General features: G+C 57.4%; 6 protein-coding genes. 3 read left to right on the forward strand and 3 right to left on the reverse strand.

The genetic code is table 11. The features are described from left to right. Positions 1–120 precede the first annotated feature (120 nt). Both A3H92_05910 and A3H92_05915 read right to left on the reverse strand, forming a co-directional pair. Positions 121–1416, reverse strand: a complete 1296-nt coding sequence (locus tag A3H92_05910; protein ID OHC73572.1) for a hypothetical protein — start codon at positions 1414–1416, stop codon at positions 121–123. Positions 1417–1493: 77 nt separating this feature from the next. Next, entirely contained in the window at positions 1494–3176 is a 1683-nt protein-coding gene (locus A3H92_05915) for a hypothetical protein (protein OHC73573.1), read from the reverse strand. A 170-nt stretch (positions 3177–3346) separates the two neighbouring features. Here A3H92_05915 and A3H92_05920 point away from each other — a divergent pair, with 170 nt between their 5' ends. After that, entirely contained in the window at positions 3347–3667 is a 321-nt protein-coding gene (locus A3H92_05920) for an AbrB family transcriptional regulator (GenBank protein ID OHC73574.1), read from the forward strand. Positions 3668–3720: 53 nt separating this feature from the next. On the opposite strand, the gene A3H92_05925 is transcribed toward A3H92_05920, so the two are convergent. Continuing rightward, positions 3721–4062 (reverse strand): hypothetical protein, encoded by a 342-nt coding sequence (locus A3H92_05925; GenBank protein OHC73575.1) that lies wholly within the window; start codon positions 4060–4062, stop codon positions 3721–3723. A gap of 215 nt (positions 4063–4277) precedes the next feature. On the opposite strand from A3H92_05925, the gene A3H92_05930 reads away from it, so the two are divergent. Both A3H92_05930 and A3H92_05935 read left to right on the forward strand, forming a co-directional pair. After that, positions 4278–5450 (forward strand): phosphoserine aminotransferase, encoded by a 1173-nt coding sequence (locus A3H92_05930; protein OHC73576.1) that lies wholly within the window; start codon positions 4278–4280, stop codon positions 5448–5450. Position 5451: 1 nt separating this feature from the next. Further along, positions 5452–7029 carry a phosphoglycerate dehydrogenase gene (locus A3H92_05935; protein OHC73577.1) on the forward strand — a complete coding sequence of 526 codons (1578 nt, stop codon included), beginning with the start codon at positions 5452–5454 and terminating at the stop codon, positions 7027–7029. Positions 7030–7325: the final 296 nt, after the last annotated feature.

Raw genomic sequence — 7325 nt, forward strand, 5'->3', positions numbered from 1 at the left:
CCGTCTAATGTATGCTGTTTATTATCCCAATCATAGGAACGTATTATGTTTACGCAGTTTAACCTGGTACAGGTTTTTTGCAGTTTTGGCTGTGACGGCTGTCACAACCATGCACTATCTCTATTTGCAGTCGGGCTGCAAAGTGACGAAGCCGTTGCCGTAGACCTGGTCGTGGCCGGGTATGCCGAGGTCGACGGCTTTCTCCATCATCAGTTTTTTTAGGATATCTTCGGGTTTTACATTGCCGGCGGCGGTGGTCAGGGCGATCAGCGCCGAGATGTAGGGGGCGGCAAAGGAGGTTCCGCTTTGCATCCTGCCGCCGCCGCCCGTCGTGGCGGTGTATATCTGTACGCCCGGCGCGGCGAAGTCGATGTAGCTGCCCGAGTTGGCGTGCGAATAAATGGTTTTGTCGGCGGCGAAGGCGGTCACCGCCACCACCTCTTTGTAGGCCGCCGGAAAGGCCGGTTTGTTGCCGTCGCGGCCCCAGTTGCCGGCGGCGGCGACGATAATCAGTCCCTTTTCAACTGCCTCCTTCAGCGCCTTGCGGACGATCTTGTTGTCGCTGCCGGCGACGCTCATGTTGATCACATGGACCTTGGTTTTGATCATCCAGTTCACCGCCTTCAGCATGCTGACGCCGTTGCCGACGACCTCTCCGGCTTCGTTGACCTCGAACATGTTGCCGGCGGCGAGCGAAGCTCCCGGCAACAGGCCGCCCCACTCGGGCTTGCCGACGAGGATGCCGGCCACCGCCGTGCCGTGGTCGGCCGGGCCGGGTTTTCGCCCGTTATCGTGGAATGAGACATACTCGATATCTTGCCCCGCCAGCGCCGGGTGGGAGACATCAACCGCCGCGTCGATCATGCCGATGCGCACGCCGCCGCCGCAGTCAGGCGATGCCGGCCGCCAGCCGATAACGGCGCGCGGCAGGTTGCCTGAGAAATCCTTCGGAGGACCTTGCGCCTCGAATTGGTGGTTGGCGTCGATGGTCAGGCCGGGGAACCTGGCGCCGAGCAATTTTCTCGCCTCGGGCACGGCCATGCCGCGCGGCGTATGCAGACGATATAGCGTTATCGACAATTCGGGCAGATCGACCCTTTCTTTCACCGTGAAGCCCAGCGGGCCGATCATGTCGGCAAAACCGGAGGGAGGATCGGAAATCAGGATTTCCCCGTCCTCGTAACGGCTTTCAGGCGCCGAGCCGAAGCCGGAAGGCGCTCCTCCGCCCTTGCTGCTGTCCGCGCTCGAAGAAGGCGACTGCGCCGCAGAGCCGTCGCCGGCGCCGCGAATGCTGACGATGCTGCCGGCGCTTGACCTTGCGGCTGTCCTGGTCGGAGACGCGCCCTGGGACAGGTAGAGCCATGCGCCGCCCGTCGCCGCCAGCAACACGCATAATCCGACTATCCACCGCCCCATTAAAGCCTCTCTCCGTTCAGCGCCCGGTAACAACTACCCTTAACTTTTTTCATCGGCTCACTCACTGTGTGAAGATGTCAGACGGGAGCAGTGGGCAGGACATTCAAGTAGCGGAAGTGGTCGCACAGTAGTTTTTGCCGCGCGACGATAAAATCCTCGAATCTGCTCAGTTCCCAGAGCGACTTGTCTCTAGGGATAAGGTGCTTTCCCAGATAGGCGTCATCCTTCTCGGCGAACCACTTTGCGGGCGGCGTGTCGGTCTTGCCACCAGCACCATTTTCCTCCCGGCTCAGTAACATACAATTTGCAAGTTGATCACGTTCTGCCGCGTGGTATTTCATCACCATACGGCCTGTTTCCGGGTTCTTTACCTTCTCAACGCATAGCAAACTTTGCGGGAAGATGTGATCAACTTGAGGCAGGTTATTTTCGTAGGCTGGTGTGTGGGTAACGTTGCGATACCAGAAATTGAACAAAAGGTGGATGGTGTTGGAGCCGTAACCCATCTGCAAAAAACGACCTTCAGTCAATTCCAGGCTGCGTCCCTGTTCACGAATTAAGCCGAAAATCTGCGTGGTGTTAAAAACATTCTTCTCAGAGAACTGCTTGCTTAACGCATCAATCAAACCATCAGGTTGGCCGCTGAAGGCGCCTGCTAACAGGCAGCGAAGCAAGTAAGCGTCAACATCGGTGGCTTTCTTCCATGCCTTTGGATAGTGGTAACAAACGTAAATGAGGGGAATAAGTACTAAGTAGGAAGGTAATGCCTTGTCGCACTGAATGAAGGTCTTGCCGCGTACCCAATCCAGCACATTCTTGATCGCTTTACTGATCTTTTCCCACTGCTCCTCGATCTGCTCGCGGACACCCTCCTTGCGAAATTTATGCACTTCGTAGCGAGCGCCCTCGCCAAGCAGAACCAAGCAGGTTTTCAGAACAAAATCACGGTCGAAAGCAAAACCATGAACATTAAGTGCTCCGAGCAAGTCATCCATTTTTTCGTCGGCGAATTCCCAACTCACGCTCAAGAGTGAAAACAGTAGGTCAGATTTGCCAAGCCGGGTGCCGCCTGAATTGGCGCGGATGAATACTTCTACCACGTCGTCTTCAGTGTAGAGGTGTGGGCTGTCGATGCTATCCAGCTCTTGGTAGGTGATCATGTCATCGCTCGTGAATGTGCGTCTCACCAACTCAATGTGATCCCTGATTTTGTTCTGTTCATCTATGATCAACTGCCTGTTAGCATATGACGCCAAATAGCCTTCAATATTCCGGCTTACGTCGGTCGAAAAAACGAGATCCTTGAATTTAACCCAAGGGAAGACCACATCATCCGAAGACCAAAATTTGAATTTATATTTGATATCATCCGGTGCCGCGACCTCGCCGCTCAGAACATCGAAATATAGTTCGCGCCCCTCGAAGCTGCCGCGCAAGCCGATAAAGAGACTCTGCAAGCGCTGCTGGCCGTCCAGCACTAGGCTTTTTTTCTTATCGCTTTCTTCGGCGTAGAAATCGCTCAGTCGCAGCGCTTCCTTCCAATTGTCGATGAAGCGACGACGCCTGATATTACTAAGGGTCTTCCATACTAGAAGCGTGCTGATTGGGTATTCGCGCAAAATGGAGTCGAACAGGCGGCAAATTTGATCCTCACTCCATACAAACGGGCGCTGGATGTTTGGTAACCAGAACCCTCCATCTTCATCGACGTTATTGAGAAATCCAACGATCTTCCTGATGGTTTGCGTTCGATTCTTCATTGAAGATTTCCCCTGCCAAGTATTGGGCCTGTTGCAAAAGTAGCTTTTTGACGACTGCTGCGCAATGCACCTGTTGATCAGGTCCGCTTCTGCATCGCAGCCGCTCGGTTTTCATTGACGACGTAAGGAATATTCCTTACAATTGTGTCGTTCTATTGAGAGGGCTGATAATGGCTGCTATCCATGGCGTCGCGACCATCACTTCGAAAGGTCAACTTACGTTGCCAAAACCGATCCGGCAGGCATTGGGAGTCGATGTGGGCGGCAAGGTTACTTTCGAACTACGCGGCGCCGAGGTCATCGTCACCCGCGCAGAGGAGGGGACGCACGAAGATCCGGCGATCACCGGATTTCTGGCCTTGCTGGAAAAGGATATTAAGAACTGCAAGCGGGTGTCGACCATGCCTAACGATCTCGCCCGCGCCATGATCGAGGCTCTTAGGCATCCCGTCGATCTTTATGAGGAGATTGACGGCGACGTGACCTTATGACGCGGCGCAAGGGCTGGACTTTGCTCTTTCACCAATGCTTGATCGAGCAGATTTCAAGGCTTGCGGCGGCCGCTGATCGAGCGCAAAAATCGGCCCCGGAAGGCTTCGAGGCAAACGCCAACGTCAAATTGTTTCGCGCCCTCAGCCGCTTGATGCTGGAGACGGTTCCCAGTGACCCGGCACGCGACGAATACCGACAGGGCAATACGCTGGGCGTATCTTTTCGCCATTGGCGCCGCGCCAAGATTGGTCGCCGCTTTCGTCTCTTTTTTCGCTACGATTCCAAAGTTAAAGTCATCGTCTATGCGTGGGTCAATGACAAACAAACCTTGCGATCTGCGGGGAGCAAGAATGACGTATATGCCGTCTTTGAACGCATGCTCGTCCGAGGACATCCTCCGGATTCATGGGATGCCCTTATTGCTCAATCAGTCCCAAGCATAGATTTACCACCGGGTTGATTATGACGGTAGGCGTCCGCGCCGCCATTATGGAAGCGACATTACCCTAGTTTTTCCCGGTTGACGATGCGCGTCGAGGATCATATAAGGGCGGTGGGCCACGACTCCCCAACGGGTCGCCGCTCTTCTGGAAGGAAGGGAGTAAAAAAATGAATTCCAGCCTAAAACCGGACATCCGTCCGTCTAATCCGAATTTCTCATCAGGTCCATGCGCCAAACGTCCCGGTTGGACGGTTGACGCCCTCAGCGGCGCCTTGGTCGGGCGTTCTCACCGCTCCAAGCCCGGCAAGGCCAGGATCACCGAAGTCATCGACCGCACCCGCGCCATACTCGGTCTTCCCAAGGAATACCGCATCGGCATCGTGCCGGCATCCGATACCGGCGCCGTCGAGATGGCGTTGTGGTCGACTCTCGGCGCAAGGGGCGTTGACATCCTGGCGTGGGAAAGTTTCGGCGCCGGGTGGGTCTATGACGTGGTCAAGCAGCTTAAGCTGAAATCCGTCGTCGTTCACGAGGCTCCCTACGGCAAAATTCCCGATCTGTCGAAGGTCAACTTCGACAACGACGTGGTGTTCACCTGGAACGGAACCACCTCCGGGGCGCGGGTTCCCGACGGCGAATGGATCAAGGCAGACCGTTCGGGCCTCACCATCTGCGACGCCACTTCGGCGGTGTTCGCCTATGATTTGCCGTGGGACAAGCTGGATATCACCACCTATTCCTGGCAGAAGGTGATGGGCGGCGAGGCCCAGCACGGCATTTTGATCCTTAGTCCCCGCGCCGTCGCCCGTCTGGAAAGCTACAGTCCGCCGTGGCCGATGCCCAAGATTTTTCTCATGACCAAGGGCGGCAAGCTGATCGAGGGCATATTCAAGGGCGAGACCATCAACACCCCCTCAATGATCGCCGTCGAGGACGCCCTGGACGGCCTCAAGTGGGCCGAAAGCCTGCACGGCCTCAGCGGCCTCATGGCTCGCGGCAGAGCCAATATGGCGGCCATAGCCAAGTGGGTGAAAAACAGCGATTGGGTGGAATTTCTGGCGGAAGACGAATCGGTGCGCTCCTCCACCTCGGTGTGCTTCAAGGTCGTTGACCCCTGGTTTCTGGAGCAGAACGCGGAGACCCAGGCGGCGGTTTCCCAGCGCATCGCCGCCCTGGTGGACAAGGAAGGAGCGGCCTATGACATCGGCGCTTACCGCGACGCCCCTCCCGGTCTGAGGATATGGGCCGGAGCCACCGTCGAAACCGGCGATCTGCAAGCCTTGTTCCCTTGGCTGGACTGGGCCTATCAAACCGCCAAAAACGAAGCGAAGGGAAGCTGACATGCCTAAAGTCCTGATATCCGACAGTATGAGTCCCCTCGCCACCGAGGTTTTCATCGAGCGGGGCATCGAAGTAGACGTCAAGCCGGGGATGAGTCCGGCTGAGTTGAAAGCCTGCATCGGCGCCTACGACGCCCTGGCCGTGCGCTCGGATACCAAAGTCACCGCCGAGATCATCGCCGCCGCCGATAATCTGAAAGTCATCGGCCGCGCCGGCATCGGCGTTGATAACGTCGATATTCCCGCCGCCACCGGCAAGGGCATCGTGGTGATGAACACGCCGTTCGGCAACTCCATCACCACCGCCGAGCACGCCATCGCCCTGATGCTGGCGCTGACCCGCCAGATTCCCCAGGCCAACGCCTCCACCCACGCCGGGAAATGGGAAAAGTCCAGGTTTATGGGGACGGAGTTGATGGGCAAGACCCTGGGCGTCATCGGCTGCGGCAACATCGGCTCCATCGTCGCCGATCGCGGCCTGGGCCTGAAGATGAAGGTGATCGCCTATGATCCTTACCTGTCCCAGGAACGGGCCGAGGACGTAGGCGTGGAGAAGGTGGAACTGAACGATCTGATCGCCCGCTCCGACTTTATCTCCCTGCACACGCCGCTGACCGACTCGACGCGGGGCATTATTAACGCCGACGCCTTGTCGAGAATGAAAAAGGGCGTGCGCATCATCAACTGCGCCCGGGGCGGACTGATCATCGAAGAAGACCTGAAAAAGGCGCTGGAAAGCGGCCATGTGGCGGCGGCGGCGCTGGATGTGTTCTCCAAGGAACCGGCCAAGGAAAACGCGCTGTTCGGCATGGAGCAGGTGGTGGCGACGCCCCATCTGGGCGCTTCGACCACCGAGGCCCAGGAAAAGGTAGCAGTTCAAGTCGCCGAGCAGATGGCCGACTATCTGTTGAACGGCGCGGTGATCAACGCGCTGAACATGCCGTCTCTCAGCGCCGAGGACGCTCCCCGGCTCAAACCCTACATGAAGCTTGCCGAGCAGTTGGGAAGTTTCATCGGTCAGGTCACCGAGTCCGGCATCACCGGCGTCACCATCGAGTACGAAGGCCACGTCGCCGAGCTTAACGTCAAGCCGCTGACGGCGGTGATCCTGCAAGGGCTGCTGTCGCCGCTGCTGGAAAGCGTCAACATGGTCAGCGCCCCGGTCATCGCCAGGGAGCGCGACATCTCGATCACCGAGACCGTTCACGAGCGGGCCACCGCCTACCAGTCATTGATCAAGCTTACGGTGGCTACCGATACACAGGAACGCAGCATCGCCGGCACCCTGTTCGCCGGAGACCGTCCGCGCATCGTCGAGATCAACGACATCTCCATTGACGCCGAACTGGGGCCGCGAATGCTCTACTTCACCAACGAGGACAAGCCGGGCCTGATCGGCGCCCTGGGGACGACTCTGGGCAACGCCGGCGTCAATATCGCCACCTTCAATCTGGGACGGAGCGGTGAGGGCGGCGACGCCATCGCCCTTATCGAAGTCGATCAGGAAGCCGATGAGAAGCTGATGAAAAAAATGCGCGCCCTGCCTCACGTCAAACAGGCCAAGGCGTTGTCGTTCTAGGCCGCCGGGGGTGCGGCCACGGGGGGCGCGGTTCCTTGCTTGCCGCTTTCGTCGTGGCCGGGCTTGAAGAATGGAACGCTACGGGAGATCAAGAGACATGGGTAAGCAATATCGCAGCGACGCCATGGCGGCAATTTACGAGACCGCCCATGGTCTGCACGAGGCGGGCGTCATGGACAAAAGGACCATGAAGACCTTCGACGAGATAGTCCCCTGTTAAAAACTCCGAACGCCCTTGATTTGCCGGGCGGTTTTAGCGATTTGACGTAGTCGGATTTGCAAGAAATCGTATTTTT

It is taken from the genome of Rhodospirillales bacterium RIFCSPLOWO2_02_FULL_58_16, from assembly GCA_001830425.1.
Classification (GTDB): Bacteria; Pseudomonadota; Alphaproteobacteria; order Rhodospirillales; family 2-02-FULL-58-16; genus 2-02-FULL-58-16.

Excerpts from the sequence above, each read along its gene's own strand:
- A3H92_05910 (OHC73572.1), bottom strand. The coding sequence starts at position 1,416 with ATGGGGCGGTGGATAGTCGGATTATGCGTGTTGCTGGCGGCGACGGGC.
- A3H92_05915 (OHC73573.1), bottom strand. The coding sequence starts at position 3,176 with ATGAAGAATCGAACGCAAACCATCAGGAAGATCGTTGGATTTCTCAAT.
- A3H92_05920 (OHC73574.1), top strand. The coding sequence starts at position 3,347 with ATGGCTGCTATCCATGGCGTCGCGACCATCACTTCGAAAGGTCAACTT.
- A3H92_05925 (OHC73575.1), bottom strand. The coding sequence starts at position 4,062 with ATGTCCTCGGACGAGCATGCGTTCAAAGACGGCATATACGTCATTCTT.
- A3H92_05930 (OHC73576.1), top strand. The coding sequence starts at position 4,278 with ATGAATTCCAGCCTAAAACCGGACATCCGTCCGTCTAATCCGAATTTC.
- A3H92_05935 (OHC73577.1), top strand. The coding sequence starts at position 5,452 with ATGCCTAAAGTCCTGATATCCGACAGTATGAGTCCCCTCGCCACCGAG.